The sequence below is a fragment of the Planctobacterium sp. AWM4_229 genome, assembly GCF_056160305.1.
The window spans coordinates 165,293-188,466 of the sequence record NZ_JBSWWX010000003.1; the positions used below are offsets into that span (position 1 = coordinate 165,293).

The 23,174-nt window shown below is 45.1% G+C and carries 21 protein-coding genes, 5 tRNA genes and 1 pseudogene; 13 read left to right on the top strand and 14 right to left on the bottom strand.

The window, feature by feature from the left end; genetic code table 11:
* Positions 1-13: 13 nt before the first annotated feature.
* Entirely contained in the window at positions 14-955 is a 942-nt protein-coding gene (locus tag ACXAGP_RS07035) for a GlxA family transcriptional regulator (protein WP_475260435.1), read from the bottom strand.
* A 200-nt stretch (positions 956-1,155) separates the two neighbouring features.
* On the opposite strand from ACXAGP_RS07035, the gene ACXAGP_RS07040 reads away from it, so the two are divergent.
* The 4 genes from ACXAGP_RS07040 (at position 1,156) to def (ending at position 6,434) form a co-directional block, all read left to right on the top strand.
* Positions 1,156-2,085, top strand: coding sequence for a homoserine O-succinyltransferase (locus ACXAGP_RS07040; protein ID WP_475260437.1), 930 nt, complete (start codon positions 1,156-1,158; stop codon positions 2,083-2,085).
* A gap of 85 nt (positions 2,086-2,170) precedes the next feature.
* Positions 2,171-3,223, top strand: a complete 1,053-nt coding sequence (locus ACXAGP_RS07045; RefSeq protein WP_475260439.1) for a homocysteine S-methyltransferase family protein — start codon at positions 2,171-2,173, stop codon at positions 3,221-3,223.
* Positions 3,224-3,249: 26 nt separating this feature from the next.
* Positions 3,250-5,871 carry a methionine synthase gene (gene metH, locus ACXAGP_RS07050; RefSeq protein WP_475260441.1) on the top strand — a complete coding sequence of 874 codons (2,622 nt, stop codon included), beginning with the start codon at positions 3,250-3,252 and terminating at the stop codon, positions 5,869-5,871.
* A gap of 17 nt (positions 5,872-5,888) precedes the next feature.
* The gene (gene def, locus ACXAGP_RS07055) at positions 5,889-6,434 is read left to right on the top strand and encodes a peptide deformylase (RefSeq protein WP_475260442.1); all 546 of its coding nucleotides are present in this window, start codon (positions 5,889-5,891) and stop codon (positions 6,432-6,434) included.
* Between the two features lie 14 nt (positions 6,435-6,448).
* Here the strand turns inward: def and ACXAGP_RS07060 are convergent, their stop codons facing one another.
* A complete protein-coding gene (locus ACXAGP_RS07060; RefSeq protein ID WP_475260444.1) occupies positions 6,449-7,612 on the bottom strand; it encodes a bile acid:sodium symporter family protein in 1,164 nt (387 codons plus the stop codon).
* Here ACXAGP_RS07060 and ACXAGP_RS07065 point away from each other — a divergent pair.
* Complete coding sequence (locus ACXAGP_RS07065; protein WP_475260446.1) at positions 7,605-8,105, top strand: WbuC family cupin fold metalloprotein; 501 nt, start codon at positions 7,605-7,607, stop codon at positions 8,103-8,105. The two genes, ACXAGP_RS07060 and ACXAGP_RS07065, sit on opposite strands and share 8 nt — an antisense overlap.
* Here ACXAGP_RS07065 and ctlX read toward each other — a convergent pair.
* The 5 genes from ctlX to ACXAGP_RS07090 form a co-directional block, all read right to left on the bottom strand.
* Complete coding sequence (ctlX, locus tag ACXAGP_RS07070; RefSeq protein ID WP_475260447.1) at positions 8,102-9,025, bottom strand: citrulline utilization hydrolase CtlX; 924 nt, start codon at positions 9,023-9,025, stop codon at positions 8,102-8,104. The two genes, ACXAGP_RS07065 and ctlX, sit on opposite strands and share 4 nt — an antisense overlap.
* 243 nt (positions 9,026-9,268) lie before the next feature.
* A complete protein-coding gene (locus tag ACXAGP_RS07075) occupies positions 9,269-10,162 on the bottom strand; it encodes a methyl-accepting chemotaxis protein (RefSeq protein ID WP_475260448.1) in 894 nt (297 codons plus the stop codon).
* Between the two features lie 145 nt (positions 10,163-10,307).
* On the bottom strand, positions 10,308-10,718 hold the full coding sequence (locus tag ACXAGP_RS07080; RefSeq protein WP_475260449.1) for a hypothetical protein: 411 nt from the start codon (positions 10,716-10,718) through the stop codon (positions 10,308-10,310).
* Positions 10,719-10,797: 79 nt separating this feature from the next.
* Positions 10,798-11,856 (bottom strand): acyltransferase family protein, encoded by a 1,059-nt coding sequence (locus ACXAGP_RS07085; protein ID WP_475260450.1) that lies wholly within the window; start codon positions 11,854-11,856, stop codon positions 10,798-10,800.
* Positions 11,857-12,013: 157 nt separating this feature from the next.
* Complete coding sequence (locus ACXAGP_RS07090) at positions 12,014-12,487, bottom strand: hypothetical protein (RefSeq protein WP_475260451.1); 474 nt, start codon at positions 12,485-12,487, stop codon at positions 12,014-12,016.
* On the opposite strand from ACXAGP_RS07090, the gene ACXAGP_RS07095 reads away from it, so the two are divergent.
* On the top strand, positions 12,450-13,217 hold the full coding sequence (locus tag ACXAGP_RS07095; protein ID WP_475260452.1) for a BLUF domain-containing protein: 768 nt from the start codon (positions 12,450-12,452) through the stop codon (positions 13,215-13,217). The two genes, ACXAGP_RS07090 and ACXAGP_RS07095, sit on opposite strands and share 38 nt — an antisense overlap.
* Positions 13,218-13,232: 15 nt before the next feature.
* Entirely contained in the window at positions 13,233-14,930 is a 1,698-nt protein-coding gene (locus tag ACXAGP_RS07100; RefSeq protein WP_475260453.1) for a methyl-accepting chemotaxis protein, read from the top strand.
* A gap of 67 nt (positions 14,931-14,997) precedes the next feature.
* Here ACXAGP_RS07100 and ACXAGP_RS07105 read toward each other — a convergent pair whose 3' ends face one another.
* From ACXAGP_RS07105 to ACXAGP_RS07130, 6 genes are all read right to left on the bottom strand, one after another.
* Positions 14,998-15,945: an SdiA-regulated/phytase-like domain-containing protein gene (locus tag ACXAGP_RS07105; protein WP_475260454.1), complete on the bottom strand. Its 948-nt coding sequence runs from the start codon at positions 15,943-15,945 to the stop codon at positions 14,998-15,000.
* Positions 15,946-16,090: 145 nt separating this feature from the next.
* Positions 16,091-16,166, bottom strand: a tRNA-Val gene (locus ACXAGP_RS07110).
* 63 nt (positions 16,167-16,229) lie between these two features.
* Positions 16,230-16,305: transfer RNA gene (locus ACXAGP_RS07115), tRNA-Val, on the bottom strand.
* A gap of 173 nt (positions 16,306-16,478) precedes the next feature.
* Positions 16,479-16,796 carry an AzlD domain-containing protein gene (locus ACXAGP_RS07120; protein WP_475260455.1) on the bottom strand — a complete coding sequence of 106 codons (318 nt, stop codon included), beginning with the start codon at positions 16,794-16,796 and terminating at the stop codon, positions 16,479-16,481.
* Positions 16,789-17,553, bottom strand: coding sequence for an AzlC family ABC transporter permease (locus tag ACXAGP_RS07125; protein WP_475260457.1), 765 nt, complete (start codon positions 17,551-17,553; stop codon positions 16,789-16,791). The genes ACXAGP_RS07120 and ACXAGP_RS07125 overlap by 8 nt, the downstream gene beginning before the upstream one ends.
* 93 nt (positions 17,554-17,646) lie before the next feature.
* A complete protein-coding gene (locus ACXAGP_RS07130; RefSeq protein WP_475260458.1) occupies positions 17,647-18,504 on the bottom strand; it encodes an AraC family ligand binding domain-containing protein in 858 nt (285 codons plus the stop codon).
* Between the two features lie 151 nt (positions 18,505-18,655).
* On the opposite strand from ACXAGP_RS07130, the gene gltX reads away from it, so the two are divergent.
* The 4 genes from gltX to ACXAGP_RS07150 all read left to right on the top strand — a co-directional run bounded on the left by gltX (position 18,656) and on the right by ACXAGP_RS07150 (position 20,570).
* On the top strand, positions 18,656-20,065 hold the full coding sequence (gene gltX / locus ACXAGP_RS07135; protein WP_475260459.1) for a glutamate--tRNA ligase: 1,410 nt from the start codon (positions 18,656-18,658) through the stop codon (positions 20,063-20,065).
* A gap of 124 nt (positions 20,066-20,189) precedes the next feature.
* Positions 20,190-20,265: transfer RNA gene (locus tag ACXAGP_RS07140), tRNA-Ala, on the top strand.
* A gap of 11 nt (positions 20,266-20,276) precedes the next feature.
* Positions 20,277-20,352 (top strand) — tRNA-Glu (locus ACXAGP_RS07145).
* Between the two features lie 142 nt (positions 20,353-20,494).
* A tRNA-Glu gene (locus ACXAGP_RS07150) sits at positions 20,495-20,570 on the top strand.
* Positions 20,571-20,992: 422 nt separating this feature from the next.
* Here ACXAGP_RS07150 and ACXAGP_RS07155 read toward each other — a convergent pair.
* Complete coding sequence (locus tag ACXAGP_RS07155; RefSeq protein ID WP_475260460.1) at positions 20,993-21,424, bottom strand: hypothetical protein; 432 nt, start codon at positions 21,422-21,424, stop codon at positions 20,993-20,995.
* Positions 21,425-21,647: 223 nt separating this feature from the next.
* Here ACXAGP_RS07155 and ACXAGP_RS07160 point away from each other — a divergent pair, with 223 nt between their 5' ends.
* Positions 21,648-22,028 (top strand): VOC family protein, encoded by a 381-nt coding sequence (locus tag ACXAGP_RS07160; RefSeq protein ID WP_475260461.1) that lies wholly within the window; start codon positions 21,648-21,650, stop codon positions 22,026-22,028.
* A 107-nt stretch (positions 22,029-22,135) separates the two neighbouring features.
* Positions 22,136-23,134, top strand: a pseudogene (locus tag ACXAGP_RS07165) (agmatine deiminase family protein).
* Positions 23,135-23,174: the final 40 nt, after the last annotated feature.

Sequence of the window (23,174 nt, forward strand, 5' to 3'; positions counted from 1 at the left end):
ATCCCTCATTGTGTTAACTAAAATTTTGTCGCCACGCGCTTGGTTCGATACCAAACTTTCTTTTGAATGCGCGCCTGAAACTGTCGGCTGAGGCATAACCTACCTGAAATGCCACAGATTTAATACTACTGCTGGAACGACTCAGAAAAATTTTCGCTTGTTCTAAGCGGATATGCTCCAACCAATGTCTTGCACTCATATTGTGATGTTGTTTTACCAGCCGATTGAAGTGGCGTTCACTGAGGCCCTGGCTGTCAGCAAAATCCGATACAGTGAGTGTTTTGTTTATATTATCCAGCAACCATTGATAGGCTTTATTGAGCCGATTGTTGTCAGTACTTTGGAATTTGAGCGGATCGGAAAACTGACTCTGATTACCGGAGCGTTTTAGGTAGGTTACCAGGTACTGGGCTGCAGAAGCTGCCACCTGAACTCCGTGATCCAGTTCAATAACATGTAACGCCAGGTCTATCCCGCTGAGTACCCCCGCGGAGGAGAAAAAGTTGTCATTCTGCACAAACAAACTGTCAGCACGTACCTTCAGCTGAGGGTACAGTCGTTGCAACTGCTCTGCGTAATCCCAATGGGTGGTGACTGTCATGCCATTTAATTGCGGGAAGTCAGCCACCAAAAACACCCCTGTGCAAACACAGATAATCCGCGCTGTTTGGGAAAACTGCTGCACAAGCCAGGGTTTAATTAATTCCTGTATTTCCGGGGTTCTAGCGCCAGTGCCGCCGGGGATCACCAAAGTATCAAAGCGTGGAGCCTCTTCAAGCAGGTAGTCACAGTGAATGGCAATACCACTCTCACTGACAACTTGCCGGGAGGGGCTCACGACACAGGTCTCGTAAGCGAAGGCATCTTGTTGTTTTATCAACGCAAAAGACTCAAGTGGACCTACTAAGTCAAGCATCTGAATACCGTCGTAGGCAACAAAACCGATTCGGTGCATTTGTATAACAACTCCCTTGGGCTGCAGCTTTGCCAATAAAATACAATAAATTAAAACGTCTTATTAGACATTGATGCGACAAATTCAGACATTATCATTTGGACGTCCAGATGTTTAGACGTAAAGATGTTGACAAAAAAACAGTTTAAGGCACAATGCCTGAACGTTTATTTTTGTATCATTTGAGGTTGATAAATCTAATGCCCATTCGAGTTCCCGCTGAATTGCCTGCCCAAGCTGTTTTAGACAAAGAGAATATCTTTGTGATGGATAGTGAGCGTGCTGCCATGCAGGATATTCGTCCGTTAGAAGTGGGTATTCTCAATCTCATGCCCAATAAAATTCAAACCGAAACGCAGCTGTGTCGTTTGTTGTCAAACACACCACTGCAAATCAATGTCGATTTGATTCGCATTGATAGCCATGTCTCAAAGCACACTCCGGAAGCCCACATGGACGCCTTTTATCACAACTTTGATGATATTGCCCACAAGCGCTATGACGGCTTGATTATTACCGGAGCACCAGTGGCTTTAGTGGCTTATGAGGAGATTTCATATTGGCATAAAATCACTACAGTGATGGATTGGGCTCGACGTCATGTGCAGTCGACACTGTACCTTTGCTGGGCGGCTCATGCGGCGATGTATCATTTTCACGGTATTAATCGTCAGGTGCGGGAAGACAAGTTATTTGGTGTTTTTGAGCACCAGGTAAACAAGCCATTGGACGAGCTGGTTCGAGGCTTTGACGGTCGATTTTATGCACCTCATTCTCGTTATGGTTATATTCCAGTTGAGCAATATGAATCGATAGCCGGATTGGATGTGTTAGCCAGTTCTGAGCAAACTGGTGCTTATATTGTGGCCTCAAAAGACAAACGTCAGGTGTTTCTCACCGGCCATCCGGAATACGAGTTGCACACTTTAAACGACGAATATAAACGGGATATTAATGCAGGTCTTGAAACTGCAATTCCAGTCAATTATTTTGCTGAACCTGACAATCCAAAATCTGAACCGATTATGAGCTGGCGCAGTCATGGTACATTGTTATACACCAATTGGTTGAATTACTATGTGTATCAGGTAACGCCGTACGATCTAAACGATATAAGCAGCAGAGTTTGAGCTGTCGACACATATTAAAGTTTATTGTACCTGCAAATTGACCAACGTCTGATTACAAACAAATAATCGAATTAATGAGTTTCTTATGAGCGATAAAACGCAACAAATTCTGACATTACTGAAAGAGCGCATTCTAATACTGGACGGTGCCATGGGGACCATGATCCAGCGGCACAAATTGGAAGAACAGGATTATCGCGGTGAGCGCTTTGCAGATTGGCCTTCGGACCTAAAAGGCAATAATGATCTATTGGTGTTAACGCAGCCAGAACTGATCCGCAAAATTCACGGACAGTACCTGGAAGCCGGGGCAGATATTCTGGAAACTAATACCTTCAACGCCACCAGCATCTCCATGGCGGATTACAATATGGAATCCCTGGTCACCGAAATCAATGTGGAAGCGGCACGATTAGCTCGTCAGGCAGCGGACGAATACACTGCAAAAACGCCAGATAAACCTCGATTTGTAGCCGGTGTCCTTGGGCCAACAAACAGAACGGCCTCGATTTCTCCAGACGTGAACGATCCGGGTTATCGCAATATTAGTTTCGACCAGCTGGTTACTGCCTATAAAGAAGCCACTCATGGTCTGATTAAAGGCGGCTCCGATTTTATTTTGATTGAAACTATCTTTGATACCCTGAACGCCAAAGCGGCAGCATTCGCAGTGGATGAGGTATTTGAGGAGCTGGGTTATAAGTTGCCGGTAATGATCTCAGGTACCATTACCGACGCTTCCGGCAGGACGCTATCAGGACAAACCGCCGAGGCGTTTTATTATTCACTGCGACACATACAGCCGGTGTCGTTTGGTCTTAATTGTGCGCTTGGTCCCGATTTATTGCGTCAATACGTGAAAGAAATCTCCGATGTTGCCGATTGCCATATTTCCGCGCACCCCAATGCTGGATTACCCAATGAATTTGGTGAATATGACATGGAAGGGCCTGAGATGGCATCCCACATCAAGGAGTGGGCCCAGTCAGGTCTGGTGAATATTGTGGGTGGCTGTTGTGGCTCCTCTCCGGAGCACATTCGCTCTATTGCACAAGCCGTGGCTGACATCGCACCACGAAACTTGCCAGATAACGACGTAAAAATGCGTTTGTCCGGGCTTGAACCCTTTATCCATTAAGACGTACGCGAAGAGAGACAGAGAATATGAATCAAGCATCATCAACATTTGTCAACATTGGCGAGCGAACTAATGTCACGGGATCGGCGCGTTTTAAGCGATTAATCCTGGAAGGTGATTACGAAACCGCACTGGATGTTGCAAGACAACAGGTAGAGAGCGGGGCACAGGTTATCGACATCAACATGGATGAAGCCATGTTGGATTCAGAGGCGGCGATGCAGCGCTTCCTCAACTTGATTGCATCTGAGCCAGATATCGCGCGTGTGCCTATCATGATCGACTCCTCAAAATGGTCAGTCATAGAAACGGGCTTAAAGTGTGTACAAGGTAAAGCCATTGTTAACTCCATCAGTCTGAAAGAAGGCGAAGCACCATTTCTGGAGCAGGCCAAAAAAATAAAGCGCTATGGCGCCGCTACGGTGGTAATGGCCTTCGATGAAGTCGGGCAGGCAGATACCGAGGAGCGCAAATTTGAAATTTGTGAGCGCTCCTACAAGCTGTTAACGGAGAAAGTGGGCTTTCCACCAGAAGACATTATCTTTGATCCCAATATCTTTGCGGTTGCGACGGGGATTGAAGAGCACAATAACTACGCAGTAGATTTTATAGAGGCCACCAGACGGATAAAACAAAATCTGCCCCATGCCCATGTTTCGGGCGGTCTATCCAATATTTCCTTCTCTTTTCGCGGTAACAACCCCGTGCGCGAAGCAATGCATTCGGTGTTCTTGTATCACGCCATAAAAGCGGGTATGGACATGGCGATTGTTAACGCCGGACAATTGGAAGTTTATGACGAGATCCCAGACGAGCTGCGCGAAGCGGTGGAGGATGTCATCTTGAATCGTCACCCGGATGCTACGGAGACTCTGGTTAATCTGGCACCCAAATACAATGGTGATGGTAAAGAAGCGGTAAAAGAAGATTTGAGCTGGCGGGAACAGCCAGTGAACAAGCGACTCGAACATGCGCTGGTAAAAGGTATTACTGATTACATCGTTGAAGATACCGAAGAGGCACGACTGAATGCCGAGCGGCCGCTACACGTTATCGAAGGGCCGCTAATGGACGGCATGAACGTGGTAGGTGACTTGTTTGGCGAAGGTAAGATGTTTTTGCCTCAGGTGGTGAAATCAGCACGCGTTATGAAAAAAGCCGTTGCGCACCTAGAGCCCTTTATTGAGGCCGAAAAAGAAGAAGGCTCCACCAATGGTAAAATCCTGTTGGCCACGGTTAAAGGGGATGTACACGATATCGGCAAAAATATTGTGGGCGTCGTTTTGCAATGTAATAACTACGACATCATCGATCTCGGGGTGATGGTGCCCTGTGCCACTATTTTGCAAGAAGCTAAAAACCACAATGTCGATATTATTGGCTTGTCTGGGCTCATTACCCCGTCATTAGATGAAATGGTATTTGTCGCCAAAGAGATGGAGCGACTGGGATTTGATATACCCCTGTTGATAGGTGGGGCGACTACTTCAAAAGCGCACACCGCGGTTAAAATTGAACAAAACTATAGCCATCCTGTGGCCTATGTGTCCAACGCTTCAAGAGCGGTGGGGGTATGCCAGAAGCTATTATCGGCAACCCACAAAGCCGACTATGTGGCGCAATTGCAAAAAGAATACGATACCGTTAGAGAGCAGCACGCCCGCAAGAAACCGCGCTCCAAGCCTGTCTCTTTGCAGCAAGCTCGGGATAATAAGGTCTCCATCGATTGGCAAAACTATCAGCCGCCAGTACCTGTTAAGCTGGGGGTTGAAAGCGTACAAGCGGATATTGCTACACTGCGTGAATACATCGACTGGACGCCATTTTTCATGACCTGGTCATTAGCAGGTAAATATCCCCGTATATTGCAAGACGAAGTAGTGGGGCAAGAAGCACAAAAATTGTTTAGTGACGCTAATGCCTTGCTCGATGAGGTACAGGCTTCTGGCAGTTTGACGGCTAAAGGCGTTTATGGGCTATTTCCGGCAAACTCGCTAGATGACGATATACAAATTTTTACTGATGAATCTCGTGATTCACTGTTGGCCACAAGTTGTCACTTACGTCAGCAAACGGACAAGGGTAATAATCCCAATTATTGTTTGAGTGATTTTGTAGCACCTAAGGATTCCGCTGTAGCGGATTATGTTGGCGCATTTGCGGTAACCGCGGGTATCGGAGAAGAACAGCTGGCCAACGCCTATAAAGAAGCAGGGGATGATTACAACGCCATTATGATCCAGGCCATCGCTGACCGACTTGCCGAAGCATTTGCTGAGTACCTGCATCAACAGGTGCGAAAAATACATTGGGGCTTTGCTCCTGATGAGGCACTGGACAATGACGCTTTGATCCGTGAAAAATATCAAGGCATTCGTCCAGCACCGGGTTATGCCGCCTGTCCTGAACACACTGAAAAACAAGTGATTTGGGATTTGTTAAACGCCGAGCAAAATACCGGTATGAAGCTTACCGAAAGCTACGCCATGTGGCCCGGTGCATCGGTGTCGGGCTGGTATTTTTCTCATCCTGATGCTCGCTATTTTGCCGTAGCTCAGATACAGCAAGATCAGTTGCAAGATTACGCTCAGCGCAAGGACATGAGTGTTGAAGAAGCAGAGCGCTGGTTAGCGCCTAATCTCTCTTAACGTTTTGGAGTGATGAAATGAGTGAATTTGAAAACTATCCAGATGCGCTGCACATAGCAAAACTCGGCGAGCCGGTATTAAGAAAGGCGGCTGTGCCCGTACATCATTTTGATGAATCACTGCAAAACTTTGTGACTCGTTTGCAAACTAAAATGAATGACGCTGGTGGGGTCGGCATTGCTGCACCGCAAGTGTTCTGTGCCCGACAAATTATGATCATCGCTTCAAAACCCAACAAACGCTATCCGGACGCGCCGGACATGGAGCCGTTGGTGGTGATAAATCCCCGTATTATCGCTAAATCGAAAGATGAGATTGTGGATTGGGAGGGCTGTTTAAGCATCCCCGGTATTCGGGGCCAGGTTCCACGAGCTGACTGGGTGGAAGTGTTCTTTCAAAATACCGATGGCGAAGTGCAACGTCGTCGATTTGATGGTTTTTTAGCGCGCATCTTTTTACATGAATACGATCACCTGATTGGGCGTGCCTGGATAGACTCTGTGCAAGATAACCGCAATATCATCAGCGAGGATGTGTATTTAAATCAGGTTGCTGCAGCCTGAGCAAAAATATAAGGCTATCTTGTTTGGGACTTATTGCGCCAAAAGGTAGCTAATGTTGAGCCTGTAATATTTTGTACTGGACTGAAAAAGGCGGGCGCCAGTCCCATGCTGGCGATTTTATTCATGGCTAGCGCTATACCAGAGGCCAGTCCAGAATTTTGCATACCTACTTCAAAAGCAATACTTCGGGCGTCTTGTTCATTCAACTTGAGGAGTTTTGCAGCACCGTAGCCCAATACGAAACCCAGTAGATTGTGTAACAGCACGATAAGTATCAACACCATGCCGATATTCATTATCGCCGTCTGACCTGCAGCCACAATGATGGCAATAATAACCACAATTCCCACCATCGATACCAGTGGCATTATGCGATTGATAATCGCTACTTTATGGCGTACCAGACGGTTAACCAGCAAACCTGCTACCACCGGCAAAATAACAATTTTAAGCATACTGAAAAACATGGCGAGTGCGTCAATCTCTACCAGTTCATCAGCTAAAAGTTGCATCAAAAGGGGGGTTATAAATGGCGCTATCAAGGTGGCTATGGCGGTTAAGGTCAGTGAGAGGGCAACATTGGCTTTAGCCATAAAAGCCATAACGTTAGAGGCGAGCCCACTGGGGGAACAACCTACAAGAATAATACCTGCTGCGATTTCCGCTGGTAAGTTCGACAAATAGGCCAACAGAAAGCCCACCAATGGCATTAAGGTGAATTGACAAATCAGCCCTACTAAAACCGCTTTTGGCATGGCAATTATCCGCGCAAAATCACCGAGGCTGATGGTACAACCCATGCCAAACATAATGACCATAAGCAGCGGGATTATCAGGTTTTTTGCTTCAAAACTGCCCCACTGTAAAGTACTTTCTGGAAACAATAGTCCCAATGCGAATGCCACGAAAATCCATAAAGTAAAAACACTGTCTCGCAGTTTTTCAATTTGATGCAGTGCCAGACTCAGCAGGATCAGTCCCGCCAAAACGGCAGAAAAAGCTGAATCTGGTGCGGCCATTTCAAATCCAAAAATGGCAGCCATAATGAAACTGGCGATAGCTGCAAATAGAAAGTTTTTCGAGGTTTTGGGGATTTTCACTAAATAGTTTTTGTAATTGCCAGATTGAAACTCTAATCTAGCAGAACCAGATTGTGAGAAAAAGCCTAACATGGACATTAAACTGTTTAACAATCAGATGTTTGCAAATCTTGACGACAGCGCGAAAAACAGCGTTCGCAGGCGCAGCAATTGTAATATTCATGAGGATTATCAGGCCTCAGTACAGCGCCTGTTCATCACGCTTTATCCTGACTCTTACGTGCGCCCACACAAACACGTTCAGTCAGATAAATGGGAGTTCTTCCTGATGATTTCAGGAGAGATCGCGTTTTTACTATTCGATGATTCGGGCACATGCACACATCGCTATCATCTCAGTGCAACAGGGGAGACCAAAGGCTTGGAGATCCCCTCAGGCGTATGGCATGCAGCCATTCCCCTGGAACAGCCTGCGACGTTTTTTGAAGTCAAACAGGGGCCGTATGTGGCAATGGACGACAAAGGCTTTGCTCCTTGGGCACCGCAAGAGGGAGATAGTTCGGTCCCCGCTTTCCTGGCAAAACTAAAACACATTCAACCCGGCGAATCAGTGATTGAGCCTCAATCTTAGCGTCTCGATAGATGCACTCCCGCAAGCATACAGCGTACGGAGCCGCCTGCTAGCTCTAACATCGAGACGTCTAAGGGAAGTAAACTCACGCTTTGTTCAAGTTGTTGGATTTGCTTGTGAGACAGCGCATTAAAAGCGGTTTGGGAAATTGCTAGTACCCGACCTTGATTGCCTTGCAGCTCAAGTGCGTTACCGCAAAACTGGTTGACCTGGATTTCGCTTAACGAGATAACCTGTCGACCGCTGTCTTCAAAGCGCGCAATTATCTCCTGACGTCTGGCTGCGTCCGTCATCATATCGAATCCTGCCATGACAAATTCGGTACCGATGCACATCAATACATTGGTGTGATAAATCGCAGAACCTGCACTGTCGGATGCAGCAAACACCATAGGCTCAAAATTAAAATGTGAGCAAAATCGCTCCAGCGCGATAGAGTCTGTTCGATTAGATTGTGCCGCATAGGCCACTCGTTCCAGGTGATCCAGTACCATGGCACCGGTGCCTTCAAGGAATATATTGTCATATTCCAGGCCAGAGTAATCCACTACGTCTTGCACCCGGTATTCAGACTTCAGCATTTCAATTATGTCTTGCCGACGTTCTTTACGCCGGTTTGGCGCGAACATAGGATAGATGGCAATATGGCCCCCTGCATGAGTAGAAAACCAATTATTTGGAAATACAGAATCAGGTGTCTCGGTGCCTTCATCCTCAAACAGGTGTACTCGAATTCCATGTGCCTTTAATTGTTCAGCCACTTGTGTCACTTGCTGAACAGCCACCTGATTTACTTGCTCGGGCGGGATATCGATATGCACTTGCTGAAATTTGTTGTCTGCCACCGTTTGCGGGTTAGGGGAGAACTTGTGGGGCCTTACCATGATCACTGCCGATGGTGCTTGTGGATTCATAGCCATGGTTTTACTCCGAGTAGGCTGAGTATCTAATTGGTCTTAGCTTACTACTGATACAGTATTGAGTTAAATGCTAAAAGTTTGCAAATTTTGATTGTTGTTTTGTTATTTTGATAGGTTGTGTTGTACAAAATGTTAATAGCAGATGAATTAAAAAGGAAATAGTAGATGTTAAAACGCCAGTCAATCGGTCACTAATGTATTATCCGACAAACTGGCATTGATATTTATGTCTGTAATTGGACTCTATCTAAAATACGACATCAAGCTTTGACTGAGTTTAATGTTCTCGCCAGAGCCTTCGATTGCAGAGCGCGTATCTTCAAGGACACTATTCATCTTATTTTTGATGGCATCCGAATCGCGCATTTGTGTTTCCATTTCCGATAATGTCTCACGCATTGAGTCGACATTTAGTGAAGCTTTATCACTTAACATGCGTAACTGACTTTGCGTATCAGTAGCGGTTTTGGCGCAACCTTCAATCACATCATTTACTTCTTGCTGCTTGCTGATGATGTTGGAAGATATATCAATGATCTTTTTCATTTCGTGCTCAATTAGTTGAGCGCTTTCGCTGGAGGTGTTGGCCAGGCTGCGCACTTCATCAGCAACAACCGCAAATCCTCTTCCGTGTTCACCGGCTCGAGCTGCCTCAATAGCGGCATTTAGTGCCAATAAATTGGTTTGGTCAGCGATACCTTTAATTGAAGCGAGGAATTGATCGATTTTTTTACTGGATTCTTCAAGACTACCCAGCATTTCAGAAAACTGCTTGAGGCTCTCCATAGAAGTCATAATGTTGGTAGTCAACGAATCGAGTTGGCTGGAACATTCCTCACTAATCTGCGAGTTTTGACAAGCATTGGCCTCAGTGGACTCCATTCTTCCCTGAATGACGGCCGCGTGCTCTATAAAGTCGCTGACCATCTCACAACTCTTGTGAATATCATTGAGTCTGTGTTTTGAAGCATCATTGACTCGTGTGGCATTGTCGCTCAGTTTTTTGGCAGTCTGAGCCGCATCGCTCTGCATTAACTGGTCTAGTTTTTCAGCTTTTTGAGTTAGCTGTTCGAGTTCTTTTGCATTAATTGCGACCATTCCTTCGGCAAGAGTTTCCTGCTTTAAAAAACCAAACATAAAGTGTCCTTAAAAACGGTTGTAATCTGTCATTACAGTGAGGCTTTATTTTTTACATTCTCGTGTCTGTGACTTAAAGATAACAGGCACTTACTCTAGATTAGTTCAAGATGCAGAGTTTTGTCACTAAAAATAAAGCACATGGCTATTTGCTGAACGCGTTTTTAATATCGCTGGTGTGTGCGATGATGGATTTTCCCGTTAGTTGAGATTCTTTGTATAGGGCAAAGACGGCCAAAAACAGGAACATGAAGAAAATGACGTCGGCAATAAGGATCACAAATGATATTTCTGGCACGTTATTATCGAAGATAAGTTTTCCGAGTGCGCCCGGAATTAATATCAACATGGATATATTGAGCATCCTTAAGCCTCGGCAAAGAAAGCGGGCTCTGTTGCTGAATAAGGTGTAGCTCTCCAGATTCTCCATATCCACACCTGGTGTTTTAGCTAACTCGGTCAGTGCCATACGCACATTACCCAAACGCATGGTTGTAGAAAGAATCAATAGCGCGATCCCGGGTGTCATTATTGAAGTAAAGTATTCGAATTCCATCGCGTGTCTCAATAGGATGAATAAAAAGCAGTTTATGAAATGCATTTATAGCATAGAACGGCGAATTCAGCTTTTTGTCTCAACTGCCAATCAACATGCGAGAGTATTTTCCTGTAAAGCGCTTAACTAAAGAAGCTACTAAAACACTTACCAATACCGCTAGAAACAAGTTTAGCAAACCAAGTGAAAAGATAACCCAGGTACTGCGATATTCTGTGAGAACGGTTGATAAAGAAAGTATGTATGGCCACATCACCAATACATGCAAAAAGTATATGGAGAAGGAGTAGGTGGCGAGCGTCATTAACCATGAAGGCAGCGACGTTTTCTTTTTTGCCAGATAATGCGTTAGCAGCAGAAAAAATCCGGTTTTTTGCAGGTAAATCGCGGTTTGGATGAGGGAGTAAAAGCCCTGTGCCTGATACTGCCAATGAAATAGCAAATGGATAAGCAGACTACAAAACAGCGTAATGACAGTTATGTGTGCCAGATAACGAGCCGCCCATCTTTGCACATCACTATAATACTCGCCCATTAGCATTCCCAGTTGATACGCACCCAAAAAGTACACGAAGGATTGAATTTTGAGAAAATCCGGGAAAGGGCTGCGAGAAATGAACAATGGCAGTAACGCAATAACCACAGACATCCAGAGATACTTTTTCTGAATTCGCCACAACAATGGCGTAGCAGCAAAAAGTACCAACAATACCGGGATATACCAAAAGTGAATCATGGCCTGCCCGTAATAAAGGTTCGACAGGAAGTTCAAGGTAAATTGCGCCAGCAGTGGCCAGTCTTCAGGTTTATTGACCGGAAAAAACTGCCAGTTGAGAAGGGTGATCAGCAAGGTCAATACAATATAGGGTAATAAGACATTTAACAGTTTACCTTTATAGAAAGCGTGCCAGGTTTTGTTTGCCAGCACCCGGCTGAACAATACTCCAGAAATAATAGCAAAATACAGTGTTGAGCCATGAAACAGGGTTTCCATGATGTGGAATAGCGCGGTTAATTCTGCAGAGTCCAATGTACCAGTCCAGAAGATGGGAAAAGACCAGGCATGCGCTGCCACTATGGCGATAATAGCTAGTCCACGAAAGGCGTGAATATGGGGGATATAGTTAGTATTGTTCAAAGCGGTACTTTTAGAAAAAGCGAGTAAAGTAGTTATATCGGCTTTTGCATTATGATGCACCGTGCTGCATACGTATGTTATGCAAAATTGATTAGTGTTTAATGCTCTTTGAAGTGAAATAGGACCCGGAAAGCCCTGTCTTAGGCAAAGGGGGTTTCTATAGAGGTACCAAAATAGCCACGCCAAATACGGTTGCAGTATCGCTATCAATAAAGTCGAGCGCTAAAGTCGGTGCGATAATGATATTATCCATGGCGTATTCGTAAGTTGCACTAATTCTCCAAAGATCTTTGTCTTTTGGCTTGTAGCCCCGAATTTGTTCTTCTCCGAAGCCCACTCCGAAACGCCATTCGTCGGATGGATGGTAAAATATTGAACCTACTAATACATTTACTCCGTCGCCATCATGTCCTTCTATTGTTCGCTCCCAGACCGCGCCAAATCCGAATTGTTTGCTAAATTTATATTCATACTCAATGCCAAAGGTAAAATCAGTCTCCCCGTCAAAGTTAGTGCCCCCGAGGAAAATACCGGGGTAATGCTTGGCGTCTCCAGCTGCAAACGCTGAGGATGCTAAAAAGGACAGCAGAGTTATGGCAACTGCTTTAATAATCCTGACTTTGAGTTTCAACTTTGCGTCTTCAAATTGCTGTTCTCTTTTACAGACGGGCAAAGAAAAACGCTTTATTCAAACCGCTACAAGCAAATTTAGACTAAAGTTCTATGTCTCGGTTATGCCGTTCAAATCCCTATTGAGCTTGTCATTAGACTTTAGTCTAGAAAGCGCTATTACTAATTGCGCACTATTAATCTCAGTGCTAGCTTTTTTATCACGCAAGAAAAGAAAATTGCGTTTTCAGGCACACACAGGCAGGCAGTTTTCAATACCTATGAATATGATCGAACTTTGTTATGTGAGTAGTGCGAATGATCGTTATTCGGATGAAACTCTATTGAGTTTGCTGAGAAAGGCCAGAGCTCACAACGCCAGTGAAAAAATCTCAGGACTGCTTCTGTACGATGGCATAGGGACATTTATTCAAGCCCTAGAAGGTGAAGAATCTGCCGTCAAAAATCTTTTCGCAAAAATAAAGCGTGATGAAATGCATAAGCGCGTCAACGTATTGGGTATCAAAAACATTACTTCACGTAGCTTTTCAGATTGGCACATGGGATTTCGCTTTATTGATAACCAGCATATGTCGCCACAAGAATTAGCCAAAATTGAGGGCTTTTCCCAATTTCTGGAGTGTTCTGATGAGGAAAAAATCGCACAGGCAAATGATGGGTTTGCGTTAAAAATGTTGAATTACTTTCGAAAGGTTGCCCTGGAAGAGAAGCTAACCTTGCAAGATATCTAACCAGGGGCAATGTTGATGCTGAAACTTTTAAAAATATCGCAAAAGGTATATCTACAGGGAATAGTCCAACTCTCGATAATCCTCTTAATAGGTGTTGTTTCCATATTTCAAATGGCCAAATTGGGCTCGGAAATCATGGAGATAGCAGAAGAAGACATTCCGCTGACACGATTGATCACTCACGCCACTGAATACCAATTGGAGCAGGCAATATACCTGGAGAGAGTTTTTTTCAAAGCTGCATTGACTAATCAAGGTTATGCAGGCGCAGAAGCAGAGCTGCAAAAAAACATTAAAAAAGTAGAAGAGTACCAGTCCAAAACAGAAAGCAAGTTGGCAGAGGCTGCAACCTTTACTGAAAATGCACTCAAATTACTGCATTCTGAGCAAGCGATAATAAAATATCGAAAAGTTCTCACTATGCTCAATCAGGCTAAGACGGATTTTGCAATGCTAAAAGCAGAATCTCAAAAAGTAATCCAACTGGCTCAATCTGGTCGCATGGACGAAATGATTAGCCAGGCAAAAATAGTAGAACAAAGCGCTGACAAGATAGATAACGAAGTTATTGCTTTGTTAGATGAAATACAGAGCTTTACTCAAGACTCAGCATTGCAAGCTGAAGCCGACGAGCAATTCGCCATTAAATTTATCATTGGTATTTTTATTGTTGGAACAATAGTCTCCATGACTTTGCCTTTTGTTATAAGCCGCTCAATTGTTGTTCCGGTAAATAACCTTTTGGCCCGTATCAGAGAAGTATCTGAGGGCGATGGCGATTTACGACTTCGCCTGGATGAGAGTGCCAGAGATGAAACCGGCGATGTTGCGCGCGCATTCAACCGATTTATGGAGTTGTTAAACAAAGTTATCAAAGGTGTCGCGATACAGGCTGACGAGTTGGGCCGTTCAGCGGAAGAAGGGCTACGTGTTATGGAAAAGACACAGGCCAATGTTGAGACACAGCATCGAGAAACCGAGATGGTGGCTACTGCCGTTGAAGAAATGAGCGCCAATACACAAGAAGTTGCCAGGAGTACAAATGAAGCCAGTGAAGTGGCTGAAACGGTACGAGAGAAAGTAAAGTCCGGCCAGCAAACCGCGAAAGATACACAGGTGATTATCGAACAGCTGGCACATCAGGTTCAGGATGCATCAGATGTTATCGCAAGTCTGGTGGCCGAAACCGATAATATAGGTTTAGTAACGGATACCATTCAAAGCATCGCTGAACAGACTAACTTATTGGCGTTAAATGCTGCCATTGAAGCTGCCAGAGCAGGCGAGAGTGGTCGCGGGTTTGCGGTGGTGGCAGATGAAGTACGCTCACTGGCGCAGCGAACAAGAGAGTCAACGGTAAACATTCAGGAATTAGTTCAGAGGCTACAAGCGGAATCCGCTAATGCAGTTGAAAGTATGGCCAAAGGTAAAGGTAGTACCGAAATCTGCCTGGAAAAAGGGGAGCAAACGGCAAAGGCTTTTGAAGATGCCGCAAATGCTGTGAACCAGATTTCAGATTTGAACACCCAGGTCGCGGCAGCTTCCGAGCAGCAAGCCCAGGTTGCACAAGAAGTGAATCAAACTTTGATGAACATTACGCAGATTGCAGAAGAAACGGCCCTCGGCGCCCGTCAAACAACTGCTGCCAATGAAAATATTGCGAAACGATTGATAGACTTACACACCAATATAAATATTTTTCAAACGAACTAACAACAAATAATTGCTAGTCTTTTGTGAGTTGCCTGGACTCGATTCGAGAGTAGGGAGTTTGACGATTCTAATGGCTTAACAGTCGCCAAACTCCCCCAAGGTCCTCATCTTCTGAACCATAGCTTAGTCTGGCTTTGGGGAAAGACTCGGGTGCTTGAGCTAAGGCTTCAATTTTTAACCCTGCCACATTCCAGTGTTGCTGCTTTGCATCGCTAACGATGAGTTTGCCTTGTTCAAATTCGAGTTTTCCCAGCGCATAAATAACGGAATTAAAAGGGCCCATGTCACTGTCATCTTGAGTAGCAGAGGCCCAGATGATGTTATTCTCCAGATATAGGTCTGAAATGCTGTGACCGGGCATACTATCACTTAATAGCGTTCTGCCATTGGCAACGTGTTTGAACTCTGATTCGGGTAACCAGATGAGCTGGTTCGTGGCCAGGTTGAGCATACCTTGTAGCAGGTAGCCATCAGGGATTGTAGCGGTGCCACCGCGTTCACCTATTAAAATGTGAAGTTGGTTAGCGTTTTTCACGCACAGCATGCCTTCGTAATTGCTACCTTGGGTGGTTTCATCACTACCCATTAAAATGGGCAGCTTAAAAACGTGTTTAACGGTTGCCTTGTGTCCGACGATTTCCAGCCAAAATATTCGGCCAAATTTACCCTTCCAGGTCCCTGACTCAGATACTAAATACTGATTTTCGGAGTCGGGTATCTTACAGGCAGATTCCAGATCACTGGCGGCACCCTGTGGATGACCCCAATCTTTGATATCGACAGGAGAGAACTTGGGAGATTGCCCTTTTTTTATTTGCAGTGTTCCCAGCCTTGTGCCCGGCTTGTGATTTTTAGTATCAACAACAACAAGGTATTGGTTGTTTCCCATATAGGCCATGCCACTGAAACCAACGTTGCCAGAGGCCATCACTTCGAAACTGAAGATTAGCATCACCAGTGAGAGGAGTATTTTTGGAGATAAAAAAGGGAACAGGGTTTTGTGAGAAATCGTCATTTCAAAATAATTATATAAGTATCTTGAATAACTATAGACCAAGATGAATCGATACTGCTATTTATGCGCACAATTACACATTGTTTAATAAGGATAAGCGTAGTGTTTTAATTGGACTGGAATGGATGTAGATAAATCGACTATGTGGTGGGCGCTACTGGACTTGAACCAGTGACCCTCGCCTTGTAAGGGCGATGCTCTCCCAACTGAGCTAAGCGCCCACATAGTCTTGTGGTATTTTTAAGTTTGAAAACGTATTCAAAAAACGAATTTGCTTCGAAATTTGGTGGGCGCTACTGGACTTGAACCAGTGACCCTCGCCTTGTAAGGGCGATGCTCTCCCAACTGAGCTAAGCGCCCGCTTTCAAACTTTGCTTACCGTCTCCCCGGTAAGTGGAGCGCCATTATAGGGATGCGCTAAAAACTGTCAACACTATTTCATAAAAAAGTTGTTCAATTGCTCAATTTATCGGCTTGAGTGGCTTTGCTCGATTAAGCATTGAGCAAATGGCTTGAAAGTTATACAAAATCGTTTAAATCAAAAACCATTTACACAGCGCGAATACAAACATGCCCGATGCAATGGTCAATAACATGCTGCTTTGTATTCTCGCCAAGACAAATGCCGTTAACGTTGCCCATAAATAGGGGTTTTCCCCGGAGAGGTTTAACTCTCCTTTTTGAAAAAAAGCGCTTTGCACGATAATAACGCTCAAAACCGCCACCGGGACAAATTGCAAACATTCTTGAAAAACAACAGGTAATCGAATTCGCTCTGACAAGGCAAGTGGCAAGTAACGTGGTATAAAAGTCACAATTGCCATCGCAGCTATTAGCAGAATATCAGTCATTGATACTTACCTCATTTAATATTTCGCCATCGTTCTTTTGAAAACGGTTGCTGAACACACCAACCGCAATTGCAAAAAAGGTCGAAAACAACAGTCCTGTTTGATAGGGCCAATCAATGGTGAAAACCGCACTGATCCCGGCGGCAATCATACATAGCCAATGGCTTGTGGTTTTTAGTGATGCCACCACAATACCGGTGAATGCCACAACCATGGCCACATCAAGACCATAATGTTGTAGTTGCGGAAACTGGGCTCCAACGGCAAAACCCAGGGCACTCCATACTATCCAGTTTATATACATCAACAGAGCAGACCCTGCGTAGAACCATCCAATGTGGGTGGTGTTTTTGGTGGTTTGGTTGACTACCACGGCAAAGGTTTCATCAGTAAGAGAGAACCCCAATGTCAGTTTTTGCCAGAAATTACAGGATTTAAAATAAGGCATTAGTGTCATTGCGTATAGCGTATGTCGCAGGTTCACCAGAAAAACGGTGAAGATGATGATGGGATGCTGCGCCCCGATAGCCATTAAGTTAAGGGCGATGAATTGTGAAGCCCCGGCAAATACGAACATGGAGATGGTAATGACTGTCCAAAAACTCATGTTTAAGGCTTCGCCTAGTGCTCCGTATACGATGGCAAAGGGCAGTGCTGCTAAAACCAGTGGCAGGCTTACCAAGGAACCTTGTGCAAATGTTTGCAATTTGGAGCTGGTTGCTGGCTCTTGAGCTTTTAATGAATCGTTGTATTCCATACTGCTGTTCCAATTTCCTGGTGCGAAAGCTTAGTTTGTGAGAGTTATCTTACAGGGAAGGGGAGCTTCCTACTTGTACAAAATTGACCTGGATTAACTCAAACGTGAAATCGATGTGTTTTCACGCCAGGCCTTTTGGAACCTTCCCGGTGTTGTTCCCCACATGCGTAAAAAGTGCCTGTTAAAGTGGCTTTGATCATTAAATCCCACCGCGATACCCGATTCAGTGGCACTTAATCCCGACTTTAATAGCTCCGTGGCTTTTAAAAGACGTTGCTGGTTTTGCCAAGCGTGAGGCGGCAATCCCATGGTTTTCTGGAAAGAGCGGATCAGATAATAGGGATTGAGTCCGGTTATGGTTGACAAGGTTTCAGTGGAAATAGATTCTGCCAGGTTCGCCATAATGTACTCGCAAACTTGCCGCGCTGACTTCTTATCGGAATAGGCATGGATTGGGTTGATCACACCTGATGCGTGTTTTGCAATCAACTCGCTAATGACATGATAGTAACTGGTTTGCACTTCGAGACAATTGTCGCTGGCGGCAGCTATATTGAAAAAATGCCTGAATTGCTGCGCCAGTGATCGGTCAGAAACCACGGGGTCTTTAAATAAGGGCAGGGCGCCTTTATTGCTAAAATTGCCCAGTACATTACTTAACATGCTATCTATCGGATAAATCGCTTTGTATTGCCAGCCACAGTCTGTGGCCGTTTGACCATCGTGGATTTGGTCGGCATTAACCAAAATAATGCAGTTTTCACTGGCGATGTGGTTTCCGCCGCTGCGATAAAAGCGCTGGGCGCCTTGCTCAATCACACCAATGCAGTAGCCTTCATGGGCATGGCGAGAGAAGCACTGTTTTTTAAAGCGGGCACTCAATAGCGGCAGATTATCGAGTTCTTTGACGAATCGATAGTTGGCTTGCTCTTTAGAGGATGTTTGAGCCACAGTGTTTCTCGCGTTGATAAAGGTTAAACAAGCATGCAACAAATCCTGATTCACGAATAGTACAAAATTGACTATTACAGACGCCATTCTTTTTATAACAATTCACTGTTAAAATGCGCGCACTTTTTTTAATCATCGAATTAGGACAGACATGACAGTAGCTACGCGCTTTGCGCCCAGTCCCACCGGATACTTGCACGTTGGCGGTGCCAGAACCGCTTTGTACTCTTGGTTATACACCAAAAACAAGGGTGGTAAATTCGTCTTACGTATTGAAGACACTGATATTGAACGCTCTACTCAAGAAGCGATAGACGCGATTCTTGAGGGGATGCAATGGCTGGGGTTGGATTGGGATGATGGCCCCTATTACCAAACCAAACGCTTTGACCGCTATAAAGAGCTAATTCAACAACTGCTGGATGAAGGCAAAGCCTATAAGTGTTTTATGCCGGCAGCGGAGTTAGACAAAATTCGCGAAGAACAAATGGCCAAAGGCGAAAAACCACGCTATCCGGGTACGTGGCGAGACCGTACTGATCATCCGGAAGGGCAGCCTTTTGTTATTCGCTTTAAGAATCCACTGGAAGGCAAAGTCGTTATTAATGATCACATTCGCGGTACGATTGAAATCGCCAACAGTGAATTGGACGATTTGATTATTCAGCGCAGTGATGGCACACCTACTTATAATTTTTGTGTGGTAGTGGATGACTGGGATATGGGGATCACTCATGTGGTGCGCGGTGAGGACCATATCAACAATACGCCACGTCAGATTAACATCCTGGAAGCTTTGGGGGCGCCTGTACCGGAATATGCCCACGTTTCTATGATACTGGGTGACGATGGTAAGAAGCTGTCTAAGCGCCATGGTGCCGTAAGTGTTATGCAATACCGCGATGACGGTTACTTGCCACAAGCACTATTAAATTATTTGGTCAGATTGGGTTGGTCTCATGGCGATCAGGAAATCTTCAGCCGTGAAGAGATGATTGAATTGTTTAATCTGGATGCCATCTCGCCCTCAGCCTCTGCGTTTAATACCGACAAGCTGATCTGGTTGAATCAGCACTATATGAAGTCGTTGCCGGCATCAGAGGTGGCTGAGCATCTAAAATGGCACTTTGAACAACTCAACGTAGACGTAAAAAATGGACCATCGCTGGAAGCGGTTATCGCGATTCAGGCGGAAAGGGTAAAAACTCTAAAAGAGTTGGCTGAGATTAGTCAGTATTTCTATCAGGAGTACGAAGAGTTTGACGCTGGTGCAGCGAAAAAGCATTTGCGTCCAGTTGCCAAAGAAGCATTACAGCTAGTGGCCAATAAGTTAGCAGCGGTAGAAGAGTGGGAGCCAGAAAATATTCAAGCGGCTATTAATGGCACTGCTGAAGAATTAGGCGTCGGTATGGGCAAAGTGGGCATGCCATTGCGCGTTGCTGTGACCGGCTCTGGAAATTCGCCATCGCTAGATGTGACTTTAAACCTGTTAAAAAAGCAGCAAATTGCACAACGAATCGACAAAGCGCTGAAATTTATAGCAGACAGAGAAAATAACTAAAAATATCTTAAAAAAAGGTTTGACATAAAATCGTCACATCTCTATCATGCGCCCCGCTGTCACGGAATGACAGACCAGCACAAAGGAGTGACCGCAATAGTTACCTGAAAGTAAAGATTGCAACGGGGCCATAGCTCAGCTGGGAGAGCGCTTGCATGGCATGCAAGAGGTCGGCGGTTCGATCCCGCCTGGCTCCACCAAAGTCCTAAGTGTCCCCTTCGTCTAGAGGCCTAGGACACCGCCCTTTCACGGCGGTAACAGGGGTTCGAATCCCCTAGGGGACGCCACTTCCTTTTTGGAGTGTGGACGTCAGAAGTGAAGAGCACTAGGCCGCTCATCATTCACTTTTGAAATGGCGCTAACCATTAAAACTGGCTTACTGGTGGTTACCTAGGCAGGTACCAGTAAAAAGATTTGTGGCAGTTTACTGTCCCCTTCGTCTAGAGGCCTAGGACACCGCCCTTTCACGGCGGTAACAGGGGTTCGAATCCCCTAGGGGACGCCAAATAAAAAAGCCCGACCATTTATGGTCGGGTTTTTTTTTATTTGCATTCTTAGGGATTACGAAGCCGAAGGGTTCGACCAGATTGCCGGGAGCAATTTATGTCCTACGTCCATGTAGGCCACTTGCTTCGCAAGCCAGCCTTCGGCTGTTCCGATTTGTTCCTACAAATCTTGGTGGAACGCGCTTTAGCGCGGCCGCGAAACGGCGGCAGATTTTTGCTCCTGCAAAATCTGCATTCTCTACATCCATGTAGATCGAATACAGGACGTATTCCGTAATCCCCTGCACAGTCAATTAGGCCTTGATGGATTTTTAATAATGAACTCACTTATGGTTGGGCTTTTTTGTTTGTGGTTTCAAGGGATTACACTGTAGGTCGAGATTTATCTCGACAACCATTCTTGAAACAACCTGATAATTCTCTATTTATTAAATCCTTTGGAATGTAGCCAAGCCATCGCTTCGCTCCTTTCAGAAAAGAAAGCGTGTTCAATGTCTTCGGCGTTTTTAAAAATGTAGTTCTCAATCGCCCACTGTTGTACAGCTGGTTGATCTTCCCGCAGCAAATAAGCAACCGCTTCCAAATGATTGTTAACATTCCATTGATGCATTTCTTTGATACGTTCAGCAAAGGCAGGGCCAGGGATCTCCCATGCTCGTATGTCAGCAAACATAGCCCAGTTTCCCGCAAAGGAGCACCTGACCGTATTTTTGTAATCGGTGAGAAACTCTTGCCATTGCACATTGTTTGGACGTCCTTTATAGGAAATTTCCAGAATGTCATCGCTTTGTGTAAATTGATATTCAGGCATGCTGGTTGTGATAGAAATTGAATAAACACCAATATAACTCATAGCAATGGCTTCACAAAGACTGTGAACGACTTGCAGTATTTAAAGGGGTATTGGTTTGTCTGAGAGTTGATTTTTAAGCTGTCGATACTTCCGTTGCAAAAACAGAGCAATTCGACGAAGAATTATCAATCACCACAGTTGTCCGGCTTAAACTGAACCTGTACTTTCCTTTGGCTTAAATAATCAACTACACTCAATTCATCTCCACAAAGGGAAAAATATTATGGCGAGTAATCCTGTCGGTTGGTTTGAAATCTATGTAGATGATATGCAGCGAGCAAAAACCTTCTATGAGAAGGTGCTGCAGGTTAATTTGGAGCTTCTGGGAGATCCAAGCAACGAAAGTTTCGAAATGCAGGCGTTTCCCTCAGATATGGGGCAATATGGTTGCTCAGGCGCACTGGTGCACTGTGAGGGCTTTCCTGCAGGCAACAATAGCACCTTGGTTTATTTTGCCTGCGAGGATTGTGCGGTTGAAGAATCTAGAGTAGTCGAAGCTGGAGGTAAGGTTCAGCGCAATAAAATGTCCATTGGTGATTATGGTTTTATTTCTTTGGCCTTTGATACCGAGGGTAATATGTTCGGTTTGCATTCACAAAATTGATCATGAGCTCAAGGCGAAACTTTTTAAAACAATTGCTGGTGATGAGCACACTTTCCGGTTTTTCAACAACGCCTCACGCTACTAAAGCGGATTCGAAAAAATGGTTCATGCCCGATGAGTCTCATCCCCATGAGCGCACCTGGATGGCATTTGGTGCCAGCAAAAAAATTTGGGGCAGCGAGTTGCTACCCAGAGTGCAACGAGACCTGGCACTTATTGCCAATACCATTGTGAATTTTGAACCCGTATCGATGCTGGTGCGGGCCGTGGAAGTTCGCAAAGCAAGGCAGTTACTGGATCCCAAAGTAGACATTATTAGCTGTGAGCTGGATGATTTGTGGATCCGCGATACCGGCCCTGTTTTTGTACTCAACGAACAGCAGGAAAAAGTGGCTATTGATTTTAATTTTAATGGCTGGGGCAACAAACAAATCCACCGTGCAGATGCTAAAGTCGCTGAATTTGTGATTAATCAATTGGGTGTCACAGGTTTACCTACCACGCTAGTGTAGGAAGGTGGTTGCATTGAAGTGGATGGTCTGGGTACGGCAATTATGACGGAAAGCTGCACCCTAAATGCCAATCGCAATCCCGGTATATCCAAATCCCGTTTTGAAGATTTAATCGCACCGATATTAGGGGTTGAGAAAGTCATTTGGTTACCGGGAATTCGCGGTATGGATATCACCGATGGCCATACCGACTTTTATGCCCGATTTGCTAAACCCGGAGTCGTGCTGGCGGGATATGAGCCTGATGAGTCTCACTATGATCATCAGGTTACCCAACGTCATCTGGAAATTTTAAAAGGCAGCACCGACGTAAAAGGGAAAAAACTTCAGGTGACTACGTTGGAAGCACCAACAAACATTCGTCCTCGTTGGTTGGGTGATGAGTTTGCCTCGGGTTACATCGGTTACTACGTTTGTAACAACGCGGTCATCATGCAAAGTTTTGGTGATGAAAGGACGGACGCCGCGGCAAATTCAGTGCTGCAGTCGGTTTATCCCGGGCGCACTGTGATTATGCTCAATGTTGATGGTATCGCAGCCGGTGGCGGTAGTATTCACTGTGCCACCCAACAAGAGCCAGCGCTGGTAACTTGAGTCGGTAAGCGGTATTCTTGCAGCGTGAATTCCATTCTCG

What these genes read in the sequence shown, in the direction of transcription:
- ACXAGP_RS07035 (WP_475260435.1), bottom strand. Translation starts at nt 955, where the DNA reads ATGCACCGAATCGGTTTTGTTGCCTACGACGGTATTCAGATGCTTGAC.
- ACXAGP_RS07040 (WP_475260437.1), top strand. Translation starts at nt 1,156, where the DNA reads ATGCCCATTCGAGTTCCCGCTGAATTGCCTGCCCAAGCTGTTTTAGAC.
- ACXAGP_RS07045 (WP_475260439.1), top strand. Translation starts at nt 2,171, where the DNA reads ATGAGCGATAAAACGCAACAAATTCTGACATTACTGAAAGAGCGCATT.
- metH (WP_475260441.1), top strand. Translation starts at nt 3,250, where the DNA reads ATGAATCAAGCATCATCAACATTTGTCAACATTGGCGAGCGAACTAAT.
- def (WP_475260442.1), top strand. Translation starts at nt 5,889, where the DNA reads ATGAGTGAATTTGAAAACTATCCAGATGCGCTGCACATAGCAAAACTC.
- ACXAGP_RS07065 (WP_475260446.1), top strand. Translation starts at nt 7,605, where the DNA reads ATGGACATTAAACTGTTTAACAATCAGATGTTTGCAAATCTTGACGAC.
- ACXAGP_RS07060 (WP_475260444.1), bottom strand. Translation starts at nt 7,612, where the DNA reads ATGTCCATGTTAGGCTTTTTCTCACAATCTGGTTCTGCTAGATTAGAG.
- ctlX (WP_475260447.1), bottom strand. Translation starts at nt 9,025, where the DNA reads ATGGCTATGAATCCACAAGCACCATCGGCAGTGATCATGGTAAGGCCC.
- ACXAGP_RS07075 (WP_475260448.1), bottom strand. Translation starts at nt 10,162, where the DNA reads ATGTTTGGTTTTTTAAAGCAGGAAACTCTTGCCGAAGGAATGGTCGCA.
- ACXAGP_RS07080 (WP_475260449.1), bottom strand. Translation starts at nt 10,718, where the DNA reads ATGGAATTCGAATACTTTACTTCAATAATGACACCCGGGATCGCGCTA.
- ACXAGP_RS07095 (WP_475260452.1), top strand. Translation starts at nt 12,450, where the DNA reads ATGGCAACTGCTTTAATAATCCTGACTTTGAGTTTCAACTTTGCGTCT.
- ACXAGP_RS07100 (WP_475260453.1), top strand. Translation starts at nt 13,233, where the DNA reads ATGCTGAAACTTTTAAAAATATCGCAAAAGGTATATCTACAGGGAATA.
- ACXAGP_RS07105 (WP_475260454.1), bottom strand. Translation starts at nt 15,945, where the DNA reads ATGACGATTTCTCACAAAACCCTGTTCCCTTTTTTATCTCCAAAAATA.
- ACXAGP_RS07120 (WP_475260455.1), bottom strand. Translation starts at nt 16,796, where the DNA reads ATGACTGATATTCTGCTAATAGCTGCGATGGCAATTGTGACTTTTATA.
- ACXAGP_RS07125 (WP_475260457.1), bottom strand. Translation starts at nt 17,553, where the DNA reads ATGGAATACAACGATTCATTAAAAGCTCAAGAGCCAGCAACCAGCTCC.
- gltX (WP_475260459.1), top strand. Translation starts at nt 18,656, where the DNA reads ATGACAGTAGCTACGCGCTTTGCGCCCAGTCCCACCGGATACTTGCAC.
- ACXAGP_RS07155 (WP_475260460.1), bottom strand. Translation starts at nt 21,424, where the DNA reads ATGAGTTATATTGGTGTTTATTCAATTTCTATCACAACCAGCATGCCT.
- ACXAGP_RS07160 (WP_475260461.1), top strand. Translation starts at nt 21,648, where the DNA reads ATGGCGAGTAATCCTGTCGGTTGGTTTGAAATCTATGTAGATGATATG.